Source organism: Virgibacillus sp. GM2-2, from assembly GCF_055329585.1.
In genome coordinates this window covers 292,338-310,001 of sequence record NZ_JBUZWC010000001.1, presented here as the reverse complement: position 1 = coordinate 310,001, position 17,664 = coordinate 292,338, and the positions used below count along the sequence as shown (strand labels likewise).

19 protein-coding genes are annotated in these 17,664 nt (G+C 39.3%); all 19 read left to right on the top strand.

The window, feature by feature from the left end:
- Positions 1-218: 218 nt before the first annotated feature.
- The 19 genes from ACY9Z2_RS01355 (at position 219) to spoIIQ (ending at position 17,664) form a co-directional block, all read left to right on the top strand.
- Positions 219-587, top strand: coding sequence for an ATP synthase subunit I (locus ACY9Z2_RS01355; RefSeq protein ID WP_463607798.1), 369 nt, complete (start codon positions 219-221; stop codon positions 585-587).
- A gap of 24 nt (positions 588-611) precedes the next feature.
- Positions 612-1,334: a F0F1 ATP synthase subunit A gene (gene atpB, locus ACY9Z2_RS01350; RefSeq protein WP_463607797.1), complete on the top strand. Its 723-nt coding sequence runs from the start codon at positions 612-614 to the stop codon at positions 1,332-1,334.
- 96 nt (positions 1,335-1,430) lie between these two features.
- Positions 1,431-1,637: a F0F1 ATP synthase subunit C gene (gene atpE / locus ACY9Z2_RS01345; RefSeq protein WP_089530638.1), complete on the top strand. Its 207-nt coding sequence runs from the start codon at positions 1,431-1,433 to the stop codon at positions 1,635-1,637.
- Positions 1,638-1,942: 305 nt separating this feature from the next.
- The gene (gene atpF / locus ACY9Z2_RS01340) at positions 1,943-2,470 is read left to right on the top strand and encodes a F0F1 ATP synthase subunit B (protein WP_463607796.1); all 528 of its coding nucleotides are present in this window, start codon (positions 1,943-1,945) and stop codon (positions 2,468-2,470) included.
- Positions 2,467-3,012, top strand: a complete 546-nt coding sequence (locus tag ACY9Z2_RS01335; RefSeq protein WP_463607795.1) for a F0F1 ATP synthase subunit delta — start codon at positions 2,467-2,469, stop codon at positions 3,010-3,012. The genes atpF and ACY9Z2_RS01335 overlap by 4 nt, the downstream gene beginning before the upstream one ends.
- An 18-nt stretch (positions 3,013-3,030) precedes the next feature.
- Positions 3,031-4,539 carry a F0F1 ATP synthase subunit alpha gene (atpA, locus tag ACY9Z2_RS01330; RefSeq protein WP_463607794.1) on the top strand — a complete coding sequence of 503 codons (1,509 nt, stop codon included), beginning with the start codon at positions 3,031-3,033 and terminating at the stop codon, positions 4,537-4,539.
- 100 nt (positions 4,540-4,639) lie between these two features.
- The gene (gene atpG / locus ACY9Z2_RS01325) at positions 4,640-5,500 is read left to right on the top strand and encodes an ATP synthase F1 subunit gamma (RefSeq protein WP_463607793.1); all 861 of its coding nucleotides are present in this window, start codon (positions 4,640-4,642) and stop codon (positions 5,498-5,500) included.
- Positions 5,501-5,539: 39 nt separating this feature from the next.
- Positions 5,540-6,949: a F0F1 ATP synthase subunit beta gene (gene atpD, locus ACY9Z2_RS01320; RefSeq protein ID WP_463607792.1), complete on the top strand. Its 1,410-nt coding sequence runs from the start codon at positions 5,540-5,542 to the stop codon at positions 6,947-6,949.
- Between the two features lie 104 nt (positions 6,950-7,053).
- Positions 7,054-7,449: a F0F1 ATP synthase subunit epsilon gene (locus ACY9Z2_RS01315; RefSeq protein WP_463607791.1), complete on the top strand. Its 396-nt coding sequence runs from the start codon at positions 7,054-7,056 to the stop codon at positions 7,447-7,449.
- Positions 7,450-7,526: 77 nt separating this feature from the next.
- Entirely contained in the window at positions 7,527-7,730 is a 204-nt protein-coding gene (locus tag ACY9Z2_RS01310) for a hypothetical protein (RefSeq protein ID WP_463607790.1), read from the top strand.
- Between the two features lie 211 nt (positions 7,731-7,941).
- The gene (locus ACY9Z2_RS01305; RefSeq protein WP_463607789.1) at positions 7,942-8,175 is read left to right on the top strand and encodes a DUF1146 family protein; all 234 of its coding nucleotides are present in this window, start codon (positions 7,942-7,944) and stop codon (positions 8,173-8,175) included.
- A 143-nt stretch (positions 8,176-8,318) separates the two neighbouring features.
- Entirely contained in the window at positions 8,319-9,038 is a 720-nt protein-coding gene (locus ACY9Z2_RS01300; RefSeq protein ID WP_463607788.1) for a YwmB family TATA-box binding protein, read from the top strand.
- Between the two features lie 33 nt (positions 9,039-9,071).
- Positions 9,072-10,400 (top strand): UDP-N-acetylglucosamine 1-carboxyvinyltransferase, encoded by a 1,329-nt coding sequence (gene murA / locus ACY9Z2_RS01295; RefSeq protein ID WP_463607787.1) that lies wholly within the window; start codon positions 9,072-9,074, stop codon positions 10,398-10,400.
- Positions 10,401-10,852: 452 nt separating this feature from the next.
- Positions 10,853-11,677: a D-aminopeptidase DppA gene (gene dppA, locus ACY9Z2_RS01290; RefSeq protein ID WP_463607786.1), complete on the top strand. Its 825-nt coding sequence runs from the start codon at positions 10,853-10,855 to the stop codon at positions 11,675-11,677.
- A 42-nt stretch (positions 11,678-11,719) separates the two neighbouring features.
- A complete protein-coding gene (locus ACY9Z2_RS01285) occupies positions 11,720-12,643 on the top strand; it encodes a S66 peptidase family protein (RefSeq protein WP_463607785.1) in 924 nt (307 codons plus the stop codon).
- A gap of 25 nt (positions 12,644-12,668) precedes the next feature.
- On the top strand, positions 12,669-13,772 hold the full coding sequence (locus tag ACY9Z2_RS01280) for a dipeptide epimerase (protein WP_463607784.1): 1,104 nt from the start codon (positions 12,669-12,671) through the stop codon (positions 13,770-13,772).
- Between the two features lie 3 nt (positions 13,773-13,775).
- A complete protein-coding gene (locus ACY9Z2_RS01275; protein WP_463607783.1) occupies positions 13,776-14,696 on the top strand; it encodes a C40 family peptidase in 921 nt (306 codons plus the stop codon).
- 775 nt (positions 14,697-15,471) lie between these two features.
- Positions 15,472-16,599 (top strand): stage II sporulation protein D, encoded by a 1,128-nt coding sequence (gene spoIID / locus ACY9Z2_RS01270; RefSeq protein WP_463607782.1) that lies wholly within the window; start codon positions 15,472-15,474, stop codon positions 16,597-16,599.
- A 120-nt stretch (positions 16,600-16,719) separates the two neighbouring features.
- Positions 16,720-17,664, top strand: coding sequence for a stage II sporulation protein SpoIIQ (spoIIQ, locus tag ACY9Z2_RS01265; protein ID WP_463607781.1), 945 nt, complete (start codon positions 16,720-16,722; stop codon positions 17,662-17,664).

The following is a 17,664-nucleotide window of genomic DNA, read 5'->3' as shown; positions in this document are numbered from 1 at the left end:
CTCAAGCAAATGTATAGGAAAAATCATTCTGCAAATGTACTTAATTTTCTTGCATTCATAACATATGAGCAAGAATCTTGCAATTAGCCAACATGGTTAATTGTTCCGGGATTATAATGGTAGCAAAAATTTCTCGGACAAATTGTTACAATGTTCATCAAAAGAACCTACTATTTAAAGGTAGAATTCAAGGCTATCTTTGACGGGGGCAAAAAATCATGAATCAATACGAAAATATGATACCCCGACAACGCAAGTGGATGCTCTACCTTCTCGCAATATTGGTACTTGGAGCTGGGTTCACACCCTATCTTAGTATCTTCCTCGGACTTCTTTTAGGATCTGTAGTTAGCTTTTATAATTTATGGATTTTGCAAAAGAAGATTTACGACTTTGGAGAGGCCGTAGCAAATAAGCAATCCGCAAAAGGAATTGGTACTGTATCGCGATTGGCTGCCGTCGCATTTGCAGTTATCATAACACTTCGCTTTGAAGATTATTTCCACACCATAGCCGTAATAATTGGTCTAATGACATCCTATATTGTCATTGTGATAGATTTTATGGTATTCAGATCTAAAGATTAATGCTCGAGAGAGGGGTGATTAAACGTGAACCATACAGCACCAATAGTTGAAGATGTACTTGGTATATCTTGGCTCGATTTTAACCTTTCCAATGTCTTAATGATCGCGGTTGCTTCCGCAATTGTATTCATTCTTTCAGTTTTAGGTGCCAAAAGTCTCCAAATGAAACCTAGTGGAACGCAGAATTTTATGGAGTGGGTAGTGGACTTCGTAAAAAGTATTATTAACGACACAATGGATTGGAAGACAGGTAAGATTTTCTTGCCGCTAGGATTAACACTTATCACATACATTTTGGTTAGTAATTTATTAGGAGTAGCATTTATGGCGGTGTTTGGACATGATCTATGGTGGAAATCACCTACATCTGATCCAGGAGTAACACTTTCACTAGCAGCAATGGTAATCCTATTAACACATTTTTATGGAATTAAACTAAAAGGTGGAAAAGAGTATGCTAAAGATTTCTTGAAACCTTTCCCTGTATTCTTACCTATTAAAATAATTGAAGAATTTGCAAATACGCTAACGCTTGGTCTTCGTCTATTTGGTAATATTTATGCAGGTGAAGTTTTACTAAGCTTACTAGCAGGATTAACTGCTTCAGGTATCTTAGGCTTCCTTGGTGGTGCAATACCGATGTTAGCATGGCAAGGGTTTAGTCTGTTCATTGGTGGAATTCAAGCATTTATTTTCACCATGTTGACTATGGTTTACATGTCTCACAAAGTAAGTAATGATCATTAAGATCAAGTAAAAATTGTGTATCAAACCCGCTTAGCAGTTTGACTGTAGAAGCAGGAATTAAAAATATTAAAACATACTTCGAGGAGGATTTATATTATGGGTTCATTAGCAGCAGCAATAGCAGTAGGACTAGCAGCACTAGGTGCTGGTGTAGGTAACGGTATGATCGTATCACGTACAGTTGAGGGGATTGCTCGTCAACCAGAACTAAAAAGCCAACTTCAAACAACAATGTTTATTGGTGTAGGTCTAGTTGAGGCAATGCCGATCATAGCAGTAGTTATCGCTTTACTAGTAATGTAATAAAAAAACGTAAGTGCCCGAGTCTGCCATTCTATAAGCGATTCGATGTCGACTTATGTAAAAGACTAGGCAAAGGGCGAGCTAGAGTTTAATAAACGGCGGAGAATGTCTACCAACAGAATCTTCGCCCTTATTTTTACACTGATAGGAAAATAAGTATCTACGGGTATCATTTTAAATGCAACAAAGACTTCCGCGATTAAAGCTTGGCATATCGCCATGTTTTTTAATACCACAATTAAATTGAAATTAAACATTTAGTAAAAATATAACGCCCATAAAGTAAGATGAAAGGAGTGAATTCTGTGCAAGCATTCACTGGGTTTTCTACACTAAACGCTGCAATAGGAGGACTTCATGTCGGTGACATGCTGACCCAATTATTCTTCTTTATCGTTTTGTTATTCTTAGTTAAAAAATATGCATGGGGCCCTGTAATGGGAATGATGCAAAAGCGTGAAGAATATGTAGCAAATGAAATTGAAATTGCAGAGCAAAATCGTGCTGAAGCAGAGCGAGCGTCTAAAGCGGCGGCTGAGCAGCTTCGTGAAACAAAAGAAGAAGCACAGAAAATAGTTGAAGATGCGAAAAACATCGGTATAAAGCGAGAACAAGAAATTATCGAATCTGCGCGTCAAGAAGCAGAACGTATCAAACTTTCAGCTCAAGAAGAAATTCGGAATGAAAAAGAGAGAGCCATTCAAGCATTACAGGATAAAGTGGCGTCATTATCAGTACTTATAGCAAGTAAGGTAATTGAAAAAGAAATTGATGCGAAAGATCAAGAGAAGCTGATCAATGATTATATTCAAGAGGTAGGAGAAGAGCGATGAGTGAAGCAGTAGTTGCTAAACGTTACGCAGAGGCTCTTTTTCAACTTGGTTCAGAAAAAGCAACACTAGCTACTTTCGAAGAAGAAGCTAGTGTCTTGCAAGAAGTTTTTGGTCAAAATAAAGAAGTACTGACTTTCCTTTCACACCCACGTGTGGAAAATGATAAGAAAAAACAATTCATAAGTGAAGTGTTTCAAGGGTTATCAGCTGATATGTTAAATACGATGAAGTTACTTGTAGGACGTAATCGCATTAATCTAATGCCGCTTGTCTTGGAACATTTCATTCGATTAACGGATGAGGCAAACGGAATCTCTAAAGCTACAGTTTATTCAGTGCGAGCGCTATCTGATATTGAGATTCAAAAGCTTAGCGAAACCTTCGCAAAACGTTTTAATAAGAAGGAAATTAAGATTGAAAATAAAGTTGACTCTTCGATTATTGGTGGTTTAAAACTTCGTATAGGAAACACCATTTATGATGGTTCCCTTAGCGGAAAGCTTAAACGCATCGAACGGAGCATCGTAACTGCAAACAAATGATGATAGGGGTGAAATGGTATGAGCATCAAAGCTGAAGAAATCAGTTCACTGATAAAACAGCAAATCGAAAATTTCGATTCTGATATTGAAGTAAGTGACGTCGGAACCGTTATTGAAATTGGTGACGGTATCGCGCGTGCTCACGGTCTTGACAATGTTATGGCTGGAGAGCTTGTTGAATTTTCTAACGGTGTTATGGGACTTGCGCAAAACCTTGAAGAAAGCAATGTCGGTATAGTAATTCTTGGACCATACACAGAAATTAAAGAAGGCGATGAAGTTCGTCGTACAGGACGTATTATGCAAGTACCTGTTGGAGAGGAATTACTTGGTCGTGTTGTTAACCCGCTAGGACAACCAATTGATGGAAAAGGTCCAATTGAAACAACAAAAACTCGTCCAATCGAATCTGAAGCTCCAGGAGTAATGGATCGTAAATCAGTTGATGAACCATTACAAACAGGAATTAAAGCGATTGATGCAATTGTGCCAATCGGGCGTGGACAGCGTGAGTTAATCATCGGTGACCGTCAAACAGGTAAAACAACTGTTGCAGTTGACGCAATCATTAATCAAAAAGACCAAGACATGATTTGTATCTATGTTGCAATTGGTCAAAAAGAATCTACCGTTCGCGGAACAGTTGAAACACTACGCCGCTACGGAGCATTAGATTATACAATCGTTGTAACTGCAGGTGCATCTGATCCTGCTCCACTATTATACCTAGCACCTTATGCTGGTGTATCAATGGGTGAAGAATTCATGTACAACGGTAAACACGTACTAGTTGTATATGATGACTTATCAAAGCAAGCGGTAGCTTATCGTGAGCTTTCACTACTATTACGTCGTCCACCAGGTCGTGAAGCATTCCCAGGTGACGTATTCTACTTGCATTCACGTCTATTAGAGCGTGCTGCAAAGCTTAGTGATGCAAAAGGTGGCGGTTCATTAACTGCACTACCATTTGTTGAAACACAAGCAGGCGATATTTCTGCTTATATTCCAACCAACGTAATTTCGATTACTGATGGACAAATTTTCTTGCAGTCAGATTTATTCTTCTCAGGTGTTCGTCCAGCAATCAACGCCGGATTATCGGTATCACGTGTTGGTGGTTCTGCACAAATTAAAGCAATGAAAAAAGTTGCTGGTACACTACGTCTAGACCTTGCGTCTTACCGTGAGCTAGAAGCTTTCGCACAGTTTGGTTCTGACCTTGATAAAGCTACACAAGCGAAACTAAACCGTGGTGAGCGTACAGTAGAAGTACTAAAACAGGGCTTACACAAACCACTTGTAGTTGAAAAACAAGTAATGATTATCTATGCATTAACAAAAGGATTCTTAGATGATATCCCTGTAGAGGACATCACTCGCTTCGAGGAAGAATTCCACTTATGGCTTGATGAAAATGGTAAGGAACTACTTGCGACAATTCGTGAAACAGGAAAATTACCAGAAGCAGAAGACATGAATAATGCAATTGAAACGTTTAAAAAATCATTTTTACCTAGTAATTAATAGCAAAGTAGATAGAGCGGCCGAATAGAGTTTCAGTCGCTTTCTACAAGCTAACAAGATAAATGCAAGCAACCTTTGAATGAAAGGGTGGTGAAACAGCTTGGCATCACTTAGAGATATTAAAAGTAGGATCGATTCAACAAAGAAAACGAAACAGATTACAAAGGCAATGCAAATGGTTTCTGCTTCGAAATTGAATCGTGCAGAGCAAAATGCTAAATCATTTGTACCTTATAGTGAAAAGATACAAGAGGTCGTTGCGAATATTGCACAAAATAACGCTAGTGCTAATCATCCAATGCTTGAAGCACGTGAGGTGAAAAAAACAGGTTATCTTGTTATAACATCTGACCGTGGTCTTGCTGGTGCTTACAACAGTAGTGTTCTTCGAAAGCTACATCAGACAATAACTGCTAATCACAAGTCTAAAGATGAGTACACGATTATTGCTATTGGTCGTGTGGGCTATGAGTTTTTCAAGAAACGTAATATGCCAATTACGAAACATATTATCGGTATTGCTGATCAGCCAGATTTTGCAGATATTAAAGAATTAGCTTTTGAAACGGTGCAACTATTTATTAATGAAGATATTGACGAACTACACATTTTCTACAACCACTTTGTGAGTGTTATTACACAAGAGGTTACGTCGAAAAAAGCACTTCCACTAACATCGTTTGGAGAAGAAAGCAGTAGTATTAGTCAATATGAATATGAGCCAGATCAAGAAAAGATTTTAGAAGTGCTTTTACCACAGTATGCAGAGAGCTTAATTTATGGAGCATTACTTGACGGAAAAGCAAGTGAACACGCAGCACGTATGACTGCAATGCGTAGTGCATCAGATAATGCTGATGAACTTATTGGAGATTTATCATTATCTTATAACCGTGCACGCCAAGCAGCTATTACGCAAGAAATTACTGAAATTATTGGTGGGGTAGCTGCGTTAGAATAGCTCTTTGACCAATTGATAAGTTAGTAAGGAGGGAAATCGATGAGCAAAGGACAGGTTACACAAGTCATGGGACCGGTTATCGATGTTAAATTCGAAGACGGAAATCTCCCTGATATTTATAATGCATTAACAATTAAACTTGCTGCTAAAGATGATGCAAGTGTGAACGTATTGACACTAGAAGTTGCGCTTCATCTTGGTGACAATGCTGTTCGTACCATTGCCATGCAATCAACAGACGGTGTTATGCGCGGAATGGAAGTAAACAACTTAGGTAGACCAATTACTGTGCCAGTTGGTGAAGAAACGTTAGGACGTGTATTTAACGTACTAGGTGACAACATCGATCTAGATGAACCAATGGATACTGGCGTTCGTCGCGATCCAATTCACCGTGAGGCACCAGAATTCGAAAACTTGGCTACAGAAACACAAATCCTAGAAACTGGAATTAAGGTAGTAGACCTTCTAGCACCATACATTAAAGGTGGTAAAATCGGTTTATTTGGTGGAGCCGGTGTAGGTAAAACCGTACTAATCCAGGAGCTTATCAACAATATCGCGCAAGAGCATGGTGGTATTTCCGTGTTCGCAGGTGTTGGTGAACGTACACGTGAAGGTAACGACCTTTACTTTGAAATGAGCGACTCAGGTGTTATTAAGAAAACAGCTATGGTATTCGGACAAATGAACGAGCCACCAGGAGCGCGTATGCGTGTTGCATTGACAGGACTTACGATGGCTGAATATTTCCGTGATGAGCAAGGACAAGACGTATTGTTCTTCATCGATAACATTTTCCGTTTTACACAAGCAGGTTCAGAGGTATCCGCACTACTTGGACGTATGCCTTCTGCCGTTGGTTACCAACCAACACTTGCTACAGAAATGGGACAATTACAAGAACGTATTACATCAACTGATAAAGGGTCTGTTACATCAATCCAGGCTATCTATGTACCTGCCGATGACTACACTGACCCTGCACCAGCGACAACGTTCGCCCATTTAGATGCAACAACTAACTTGGATCGTAAATTATCCGAGCAAGGTATCTACCCTGCGGTGGATCCACTAGCATCAACTTCTCGTGCACTTGACCCAGAAGTTGTTGGAAATGAACATTATGAAGTGGCAACAGAAGTTCAACGTACACTTCAAAAATATAAAGAACTTCAAGATATTATCGCAATCCTAGGTATGGATGAGCTTTCAGAAGAAGATAAATTGACGGTATCTCGTGCACGTCGTATTCAATTCTTCTTATCTCAAAACTTCCACGTAGCTGAACAGTTCACTGGTCAAAAAGGTTCATATGTTCCTTTAGCAGAAACTGTAAAAGGCTTCAGAGAAATTTTGGACGGTAAACATGACGATTTACCAGAGGATTCATTCCGCCTAGTTGGACGTATTGAAGAAGTAGTTGAAAAAGCAAAAGGAATGGAATAAAACGACAAGTTCGCATTTGTGTAGAGGCTTTATTGCCAAACGGACAAAGTCCCGCCTGATCGGATTTTGTCCCGCACACATGCCAGTCGCTAGGAGGGGTTGCATTGAAAACACTAACTGTGAGTGTTGTTACTCCTGATGGTCCAGTATTGGAAGATAGTTTTGAAATGGTCAGCTGTAAAGCAGAATATGGGGAGCTTGGAATTCTTCCAGGACATATCCCATTAGTAGCTCCACTAACGATAAGCGCTGTACGATTAAAGCGCGGAAATGATGTGGAACGAATTGCTGTCAGTGGAGGATTTTTAGAAGTACGCCCAGATAAAGTTACAATACTAGCTCAATCTGCGGAGAAACCTTCTGAAATTGACGTGGCACGTGCAGAACAATCAAAAACACGTGCAGAACAACGCCTTCAAACCAAGCAAGACAACACCGACTTCCAACGGGCAGAATTAGCACTCAAACGAGCAATGAACCGCTTGGACGTTGCTCGCTAACGAATTAAAACCTCTCACTATTTGTGGGAGGTTTTTAATTTTTCTGTTGTATGAGTGGGGAGAATGCTGAAGTCTAAATGTTTAACGGAGGTAGAAATGCCGGACCAGCAACCGTAATTGCCGAAGTTGTAACCAAAAAAACCGGACCGCTATTCAAAAAAGCCGAAGTTGCAACTAAAAAAACCGGACCACTATTCGAAAATGCTGAACCATGCCCCAGAAATGCTGAATCAGCTCTAAAGACCGCAAGACCTTCAACAGCTTATTCTTCTCCAGGTTAAAACTTAATTAAACATTCAGATGTCGATATTATTCAACCTTTGACATTATTATTCGTTTATTGCCCGGGAAATATCGACATTATTTTCCTCGATATTCGCATTCGAACTATCTTCATACAGTCCCTATCGTTGACATAATAAAGTTTTAATGGCAAAGTAGCTAATGGACATGCATAAGATCGGTTTTTACCAAAAAATAAGGAGCGAAACGATGTTATCTTCTATTGGACAAGATGCACTAATCAGTATACTATCTCATTTCATTTTTATTGCGATTACATGGCGAGTGATGCAAACCGTAAATTTTGATCCGTTAATTCGAAAAGGACGTATTACAGAGGCTAGAATATTGCTCTTATTTATTTCCATAGCCGTAGGATCTGGAGTAAGCCGATTCTTCCTCGAGATTCTAGCTTGGTCACGTAATTTAACGTTTTTGTTTTAAGGTTTTTAAACCTCTCAGACTCGTACGTAAAGCATGTTGTATTTCTGTAAAAGCGTTTTTGAAGTATTGTTTAAATAATAACCGTATGAATTTCATCCCTCTTGTTAATACTAGAAACATAGATTAATAAGGGGGATATTTTCATGAAAAAAATTGCATTCATTTTTATACTTATTTTACTAATTGCCAATCATGTTTCAGCCAATAATAAAATACCTTCAAGCGATGAGATGACACAGTTAGCCGGTATAACAACGGAATCCAATCTCCAGATTGACAAGTGGCAGGTTACGTTCAAAGAAAACATGGCAAAGGATAGATTACTAGAATTGGTCGACCAATGGAAAAATAGTTATTTAGACTCTTATTCGGAAGATGAAAATGTTATAAAATACTCTTTTAGGAACGTACAAAAAAAGACAGGAATTGTCGAAAATTATAACGTAATAATTCCAAAAAATAGTAACTATCGTCCAGAGTTGGTAGCTGTACTATCTGGTCAAAAATGGAATAAATCCGTTAAAAAGAAGTACTTATTCCTACAAAATTCGATTTTTCATCAATATTTCACTAAAAATGTCACAAAATTTGCTTGTCTGACAACTAAGAGTGATGATACAATTAAAGGTGTTTATTTGGTCGATTTGTTAAAGGATCGTTTGCAACTTCAACAGATCACGACACAAATTGACAACGTTGAAAAATCAATGAATAAAAAAATGGTTTACGGGTATACACCTCTATGGCAACAGAAATTTATTATTTTGGATAAGCCCGTGAATGTAAATATTGCAATTACAGATACTACAACTGGGAAAACAAAATTGACGATAGGAACACCTATCCTGATTACTGAATATTAATATAGTGAAATTGGAACATAAGGAGATTGGATTATGGAAAAAATCATCGTACGCGGTGGGAATCAACTAAATGGTACTGTTAAGGTTGAAGGTGCCAAGAATGCGGTCCTTCCTGTTATCGCCGCAAGTATTTTAGCAAGTGAAGGAAAGAGCGTTATTACAGATGTTCCGACGCTCGCTGATGTTTACACGATTAATGAAGTGTTACGAAATATGAATGCTGATGTACAGTTTGAAAATAATACAGTGACAGTGGATGCATCAAAAACATTAAAAACAGAGGCGCCATTTGAGTATGTTCGTAAAATGCGTGCGTCTGTATTAGTGTTAGGTCCATTGCTTGCGCGTTATGGCCATGCAAAGGTTGCAATGCCTGGTGGATGTGCAATTGGTTCACGTCCAATTGATCTGCATTTAAAAGGTTTTGAGGCTATGGGTGCAGAAGTGCATGTCGGCAATGGTTTTGTTGAAGCAAATGTAAAAGGTCGCTTACAAGGCGCAAAGATTTATTTAGATGTACCTAGTGTTGGTGCAACAGAAAATATTATGATGGCTGCTGCACTTGCTGAAGGTAAAACAATATTGGAAAACTGTGCAAAAGAACCTGAAATAGTGGATCTTGCTAATTATTTGAACAAAATGGGCGCAAACATTGTTGGTGCTGGTACAGAAACCATTCGCATCGAGGGTGTTGAGTACTTACGTGGTACCGAACATCCGATTATTCCAGATCGTGTAGAAGCTGGTTCATTTATGGTAGCAGCAGCTGTTACCGGCGGAAATGTTTTAATCGAGAATGCAGTGAGTGAGCATTTGCGTTCCGTAATTTCCAAGCTTGAAGAAATGAATGTTACTGTTCAAGAAGAAAAGGATGGTATTCGAGTAATCGGACCAGAGGTATTAAAATCTACAGACATTAAAACATTACCACATCCAGGTTTTCCAACAGATATGCAGTCGCAGATGATGGCACTTATGCTATGCGCAGAAGGTACAAGTGTTATTACGGAAACAGTTTTTGAAAATCGTTTCATGCATGTTGAAGAATTTCGTCGAATGAATGCGAAAATGAAGATTGAAGGTCGCAGTGTTATTATTGATGGCTCAACAGACTTACAAGGTGCTGAAGTAGCAGCTACTGATCTTCGTGCTGCAGCAGCATTAATTATTGCTGGATTACGAGCAGAAGGTTTTACACGCGTAACCGAATTAAAGCATCTTGATCGTGGCTATGTAGATTTTGCAGGCAAGCTAGCATCACTTGGTGCCGACATCGAGCGTGTCGACGAAAACGGTGATGTAGTAAATTCGTATCAAGAACAAAGTAGTGATCATAGTTCAATGGTTGCTAAGTTATCTTAAATTTAAATTTGTCATTACAACAGGTGAAGCTAGTATATGCTTCATCTGTTTTTTTGTATCCTAGGTTTTTATCCCGCCTTTTATGGGTACTGAATGAAGTTTCATTTTATAGGATACAGCGTACGCTATTTTACTAAAAACCTTCTTTTTACTTGTGTTAGTGAACACAGATGCCGTTATTTAACTAAAATCGTGGAAAATTACACCTCATTTAATGCAATAAGGAATCCTGAGTCCGGATAAGTTCTATTATCCCGGAATTTCCCTACATTTAAGAGCTCTTGTGTCCGCGAATGAAAGGTAAGGAACAAATTAGATTATAGAAAATATTATCATTAGTTTAACCAAATTGTTATAATAACATTCATAATCCAAAAAGTTTTTTCAAAATAAAAAGTTTTTACACATGAACTTCGTATACCAATCAATATTCTAAGGAGGAATCACCCCAAATGAAATTGTATGTATCCGTTGATATGGAAGGAATAACAGGTTTGCCAGACTATACATATGTTGACTCGTCTGAGCATAACTATGAGCGAGCACGAAAGATTATGACGGACGAAACGAACTACGTTATTGATGCTGCGTATAAATTTGGTTGCGCAGAAATACTCATTAATGATAGCCATTCAAAAATGAATAACTTACTTATCGATCAACTTCATCCTGATGCGCTACTAATTACTGGCGATGTTAAGCCCTTTTCCATGGTCCAAGGACTGGATAGCTCGTATGAGGGCGTGATGTTTGTTGGATACCATGCACGTGCTGGTCAATTCGGTGTCATGTCGCACGCAATGATTCATGCTGTAAGAAATTTTTATATAAATGATCAAGTAATTGGTGAACTAGGATTCAATGCATATGTTGCCGGCCATTTCGGTGTTCCAGTACTGATGGTAGCTGGTGACGATCAAGCGGCTAAAGAAGCAGAGGAGCTAATCCCAAACATTACAACTGCTGCTGTTAAACAGACTATTTCACGGTCAGCTGTTAAAAGTTTAACGCCTAAAAAGGCTGGTGAGTTGTTAACGGAAAGAGTGACAAAAGCGCTAGCAAACCGGCATAATGTCAAACCGCTCACACCACCGGAAAATCCAACATTAAAAATCGAATTCGCGAACTATGGTCAAGCAGAATGGGCCAATCTAATGCCCGGTACAATGATTGTGCCTGGTACGACAACAGTTCTATTTGAAGCGAAGGATATTTTAGAAGCGTATCAAGCGATGCTTGTGATGACAGAGCTTGCCATGCGTACGTCCTTTTCATAGGTTGGGAGACGTACGGCAAGGAATCCAAAAAGGAGGCTTAGCATGCTACGTCCACAACGACTTCAACCTGGTGACACAATTGGTGTTATCGCACCAGCAAGCCCACCAAATCAAGTGAACTTAAGAAAAGCAATTCCGATTATGAAAAGAATGGGGTTACGCTTGAAGCTTGGCGATCACATCGACCAAGTTCATGGTTATTTGGCTGGAACGGATGAACAACGACTGCGTGACTTACATGATATGTTTGCTGATCCATCGATTAAAGGCATTATTTTTGCATGTGGGGGGTACGGAACAGGGAGAATTGCCCCGTATATTGATTATGACCTTATTAGAAATAACCCGAAAATCGTGTGGGGCTACAGCGATATTACCTTTTTACACACGGCAATTCATCAAGCAACAGGGCTCGTAACCTTCCATGGACCAATGATGGCTTCAGACATTGGCAAGGACACTTTTCATGAGAAGTCCTTACGCCTTTTCAATCAACTGTTTCAACCGACTACGCTAATCTATTCACAGATTGCCTCTAATTTAACGGTTATTAAGCCTTTTAGGGATACTACCGCACCAATTGTTGGAGGAAATTTAACATTATTAGCGAGTACACTAGGGACATCATTTGAGATAGATACAAAGGGTAAATTTTTATTAATCGAGGATGTCGATGAAGAACCATACCGAATTGATGGTATGCTCAATCAGCTAAAACAAGCAGGTAAACTTACGGATACATCAGGCATTCTTGTCGGTGATTTTGCGAAAGCAGAGCCAAAAGACGAAAAGCCATCTCTTTCATTGGAACAGGTTTTTCATCATTATTTGGGTGATTTACAAGGTCCAGTTATGGCTGGGTTTAAAATTGGACATTGCCAACCACACTTTGCAATTCCGCTTGGAGTAATGGCCACAATGTCGACAAACGATAAAATGGTGAAAATCGAACCAGGAGTATACTAGATTTTGAACTGGAGGGTAAAGCCTAATGAATATAGAAAGAATCGAAACAGTAAAGGTTGCAGTACCGCTTCATACGCCTTTTAAAACAGCATTAAGAACCGTCACAGTCGCTGAATCAATCGTCGTAAAAGTTACCTGTGATAATGGGATAACAGGATACGGAGAAGCACCACCAACCCACGTAATTACAGGAGATAGTCTTGCGAGCGTGGATTATGCGATATCAACAATTTTAGCTCCACAATTAATTGGTCAATCATTACTGCATCGGGAAAAGATTTTTGAAAAATTACATACTGTACTAGTTGGAAATAGTAGTGCAAAAGCAGCGGTTGACATTGCGTTACACGATTGTATTGCACAACTGGTCAACCTTCCATTAGCGCAATTCTTAGGTGGTTACCATGAGGCAATTGAAACAGATTATACAGTAAGCGTCAACGACCCGGATCAAATGGCTTCCGATGCACAGCAATATTGTACGAATGGATTTACTGTATTAAAAGTAAAAGTTGGTAAAGATGAAATCGCAACAGATATTAAGCGTATTGCAGCAATTCGGGAAAAAATAGGTGATGGTGTGCTGATTCGGCTGGATGCAAACCAAGGCTGGAAACCAAAAGAAGCAGTTCATGCTATCAATGAGATGGAATCGCGCGGACTAGCGATTGAGTTAGTGGAACAGCCAGTAAAGGTACATGATATCGAAGGATTGAAGTATGTAACGGATAATACGGAGACCCTAATAATGGCCGATGAAAGTGTCTTTTCTGCCCGAGATGCACGGCGTATTTTGGAAACGCGGAGTGCAGATCTAATCAATATTAAATTGATGAAGGCTGGCGGGATTCACGAAGCGCTTAAGATTGCTAAACTTGCGGCTGTTTATGGGGTAGAATGCATGGTTGGCAGTATGATAGAAACGAAGATTGGTATAACAGCTGCAGCTAATTTTGCGGCAAGTCAATCAAATGTCACTCGTTTTGATTTTGATGCCCCACTCATGCTTACTGGTGATGTAATCGATGGTGGCATTACATATAGCGGAAAAAATATCGAACTAAACAGAGCCTCAGGACTTGGCATTAAACAATTACACGATCAATTCGTCGTACAAAAAGGAGAATAATCAATGACTAATGAGAAAGATACACTATGGGTTACTGCAGTACAGGTTGCAACCGTATGGACGTCGAAAGAATCTGCCCGTGGGATAGACGAACCCGGGCTGACAAACCCAACTGATATCGATGATTGGGTATCAAAACTATCGGTCGAACAAAAGACAGCATTATGCGATGAAAATCGCGTGCAGTCCCAGCTATTATATGGGGAAGCGGTTGAAATTATTGAAACGGATGGGGATTGGGCCCATGTCGTTGTTCCAACCCAGCCTTCAAAAAAAGACGACCGGGGCTATCCTGGTTGGGTACCGTTAAATCAACTACAAGAAGTTGAAAAACGCTATTGGAATCAGTCAAAGACCGCCGCAGTTATCGATAAGAAAACATGGCTTGAAGCGGACCAAGGCGAAAAAATTATGCGATTAAGCTATATGACATGTTTACCTGTATTAAACGAGCATCCCAAAAAAGTAGAAGTCGTTACACCACATGGTACGAAAATTTTACCAAATGAAGCGGTGCAAATTTTTGATACCAAGCAAGGAATAGAAAAGAAGGACGGAAATGCGATTGTCGAAGCGGCTGAGCAATTCGTAGATCTTCCGTATTTCTGGGGCGGTATGAGCGCGTTTGGCTATGATTGCTCTGGTTTCAGCTATGCAACACATAAAGCATGTGGCTACCAAATCCCGCGTGATGCTGATGACCAAGCGGAAGTCGGTAAACCTGTCGAGAAGGCTGATCTTTTACCAGGTGACCTATTATTTTTCGCCTATGAAGAAGGAAAGGGAAATCTACACCACGTAGGCATCTATTATGGAGATGGAAAAATGATTCATTCCCGTACAAATGGAAAATGGGTCGAAATTACCGAACTAGCTGGTACGATTTATGAAAAAGAACTATGTGCAATGAGAAGGTATTGGTAGCATTATTGCAAGGATTGAAAAGGATCAAATCGAAACTGATTTGGTCCTTTTTTGACAACGTTAGAAAAGTTAAGGTCTACCTTATAAGAAAAACTTCGGCACTCGCTATTAAGGACTAGGCGAATGCTGAGTTTTTCCGAGATAAAGCTGTCCAGCTCCAGTGCCCAGTAACTATCAAAGGTTTTGGTGGGGTGAGATGTAGCACACTTCACACACTCCACTGCGATAAGAAAGACTAGAAATGCAGAAGGGATTGAAGTTATCGGACACACGGTTCCTTATTAGGTGAAAATTGAAGGTAATGCGCCAGTTATCGGACACAGGATTTCTTATTAAGGTAAAAACTGTTGGAAATTACGTTTTTTTACTGAATAAGGAATCCTGTGTCCTTTAATCCTCTAAAACACGTCAAAAAAGGAAAATAAGGAATCCTCTGTCCGATCTGTCATCAAATAAAGAATAAATGATACATATTAATGCGTGTTCAAAAAGGATAAAACGAATCGAGAAGTTCGAAGCAGACTAGTTTTAGGTGCCGGAATGTATGCCTTTAATACGTGAGGAAACACTCTTGTACGAATTTCCGCATAAACATCGCTTGTAAAGGGTGAATCATAAAAGCTTGTCTAGTAAATGCACTTTAAAATTCATATCTTTTAGTTCTATTGTTTTCAAAAAATGTATACGTTTAATAGTAGATATACTAGAAGGAGATTGCTATTTTTTCTCAATCAATCCATCTTACATCAACCACTAACACAAAAGGAGGCAATCAATGAAAAAGTCATCACATAAGCGCAAGTCTAATACGTATGCTTATATTAAAAAGAAAAAGCAACAACGGTATAAGCATATCGTAAATCAATCACATCCCATCAAAGGCGCTGGCAAATTGTCTTTTGTAAAAAATCCGGGTTTCTTAATGCTGGCAGGTTTAATTGCGATCATTCTAGTTATGCCGACGTTAGTCGTCGTGCCATTTATTCAGATGGATGGTCAGGAAACCGTAACAGATGAGTTGAAGCAAGTGAGTAAACAATACCATCTGGAGGAATCACCATTTTCTGTAGCGGTGATGCGAGTAAGCTCAGATCAGGTTCAAGATATTCCACTAGAAGAGTATGTTGCTGGGGTAGTTGCGTCTGAAATGCCGGCTGAATTTGAGCTTGAAGCATTAAAGGCACAGTCACTAGCAGCGCGTACGTATGTTGTTACACATATGCTTAACAAGGCTAAGGATTCAAAGGCTGCTGTTACCGATACGACACAGCATCAAGTATATAAGGATGAAAGGGAACTACGTCGTATTTGGGGCACTGATTATGAGTGGAAAATGAATAAAATTAATCAAGCAGTTGCAGCAACGCAGGGAGAAATCCTTACGTATAAGAAGGAACCGATTTCGCCATTATTTTTTTCAACAAGTAATGGGTACACGGAAAATTCTGAGGACTATTATAAAAACAAATATCCTTACTTAAGAAGTGTGAAGAGTCCGTGGGACAAAAATTCGCCTAAGTTTTTAGGGCAAAAAACGATCCCTATTAAAGAGGTAGAGAAAAAGCTTGAAATAGATATTGCTAAAGATGAACAGCTCCAAATAAAAGTTTCCCATACAGAAGGAAAACGAGTGGATCAAATTCAAATTGGTGGAAAAACGTTATCAGGGCGAGACGTCCGTGGCGCATTAAAATTAAAATCAAGCGATTTCACCATAGAAAAAAAGAATGACTACCTTATTTTCACGACCCAAGGCTACGGTCATGGCGTGGGAATGAGCCAATACGGTGCTAATGGAATGGCGAAAGAAGGAAAAAATTATAAAGAAATTCTGAAACATTACTATCAAGGAGTAGAGATTAGTAAGGTTACAGAAACCGCGCCAACATTGGTTTCTAGATAGGAGTTAAGCACTTATGTTGTGCAATGTCGACCGTTAATATGCATTTTTGCTGAAATTTTTTTCGTGACATGTATATAATTTCCTTTTTCTGATCAGAATGGTTGTTGAGGTGATGATCATATGAAAGAGGAAAAAAACGGCGGTTCAAAAAACAATTGGAGTCGCATTTTTCGAAAGAAGTGGTTTTTCCCAGCAGTATATTTAACGGTTGCGGCACTTCTCTTAACGTTTGTTGTATGGTATCAGAATTTAGGAACTCCTGAAGTCCAAAATGATCAGGATCAAACTGAAACTGCAACAGACCCATATGGTGAAGAAGCACAACCAGTATTAGAGCAACAAGAGGTAGTTAAAATGCCTGTAAGTATTCAAGATCAAGCAGAAATCGTAACTAAATTCTATGACTATAGCGCAGACGAAAAAACGAAAGAAAGTGCGCTTGTTCTGCACAACAATCGATACTATCAATCTACAGGTATTGACATCGCAGCAGCAAGTGGAGAGTCCTTTGATGTAACTGCATCATTAAGTGGTACAGTTGAAAACGTGAAGGAAGATCCATTGCTAGGAAATGTCGTAACACTATCACATGGTGAAGATGTTAAAACGTATTATGCTAGTCTTGGAGAAGTATCTGTAAAAGAAGGCACAGAAGTTAAACAAGGTGAGGTAATCGGGACAGCTGGTCAAAATTTATTTGGTAAAGAAGATGGCGTACATGTTCATTTCGAAATCCGTAAAAATGGTGAGCCAGTTAACCCAGAACAATACTTTAACCAACCAGTAAGCTCTATTACGGTAAAAGATACTGCTGAAACAGAAGGTACTGAAGAAAGTACGACTAAACCGGAAGAAGCTGGTGTACAGCCTGCTCCAACTGAGGAAGAACCAAGCGTTACAGAAGACGGTACTACTGAGGATGAAGCTACAAATCCAGATGAAAACACTGGTACCGAAGATGACTCTATGAATTCAGAAGATGATATGACAGACGATTCAACAAACCAAGAAGATGGAATGTCGAATGAAGGAACAGAATCATCTGCATCGTCAGCAAGTGCGTAA

What these genes read in the sequence shown, in the direction of transcription:
- murA (WP_463607787.1), top strand. Translation starts at nt 9,072, where the DNA reads ATGGAAAAAATCATCGTACGCGGTGGGAATCAACTAAATGGTACTGTT.
- ACY9Z2_RS01355 (WP_463607798.1), top strand. Translation starts at nt 219, where the DNA reads ATGAATCAATACGAAAATATGATACCCCGACAACGCAAGTGGATGCTC.
- spoIIQ (WP_463607781.1), top strand. Translation starts at nt 16,720, where the DNA reads ATGAAAGAGGAAAAAAACGGCGGTTCAAAAAACAATTGGAGTCGCATT.
- atpD (WP_463607792.1), top strand. Translation starts at nt 5,540, where the DNA reads ATGAGCAAAGGACAGGTTACACAAGTCATGGGACCGGTTATCGATGTT.
- spoIID (WP_463607782.1), top strand. Translation starts at nt 15,472, where the DNA reads ATGAAAAAGTCATCACATAAGCGCAAGTCTAATACGTATGCTTATATT.
- ACY9Z2_RS01285 (WP_463607785.1), top strand. Translation starts at nt 11,720, where the DNA reads ATGCTACGTCCACAACGACTTCAACCTGGTGACACAATTGGTGTTATC.
- ACY9Z2_RS01280 (WP_463607784.1), top strand. Translation starts at nt 12,669, where the DNA reads ATGAATATAGAAAGAATCGAAACAGTAAAGGTTGCAGTACCGCTTCAT.
- ACY9Z2_RS01305 (WP_463607789.1), top strand. Translation starts at nt 7,942, where the DNA reads ATGTTATCTTCTATTGGACAAGATGCACTAATCAGTATACTATCTCAT.
- ACY9Z2_RS01335 (WP_463607795.1), top strand. Translation starts at nt 2,467, where the DNA reads ATGAGTGAAGCAGTAGTTGCTAAACGTTACGCAGAGGCTCTTTTTCAA.
- ACY9Z2_RS01275 (WP_463607783.1), top strand. Translation starts at nt 13,776, where the DNA reads ATGACTAATGAGAAAGATACACTATGGGTTACTGCAGTACAGGTTGCA.
- atpA (WP_463607794.1), top strand. Translation starts at nt 3,031, where the DNA reads ATGAGCATCAAAGCTGAAGAAATCAGTTCACTGATAAAACAGCAAATC.
- atpE (WP_089530638.1), top strand. Translation starts at nt 1,431, where the DNA reads ATGGGTTCATTAGCAGCAGCAATAGCAGTAGGACTAGCAGCACTAGGT.
- ACY9Z2_RS01300 (WP_463607788.1), top strand. Translation starts at nt 8,319, where the DNA reads ATGAAAAAAATTGCATTCATTTTTATACTTATTTTACTAATTGCCAAT.
- ACY9Z2_RS01310 (WP_463607790.1), top strand. Translation starts at nt 7,527, where the DNA reads ATGTTTAACGGAGGTAGAAATGCCGGACCAGCAACCGTAATTGCCGAA.
- dppA (WP_463607786.1), top strand. Translation starts at nt 10,853, where the DNA reads ATGAAATTGTATGTATCCGTTGATATGGAAGGAATAACAGGTTTGCCA.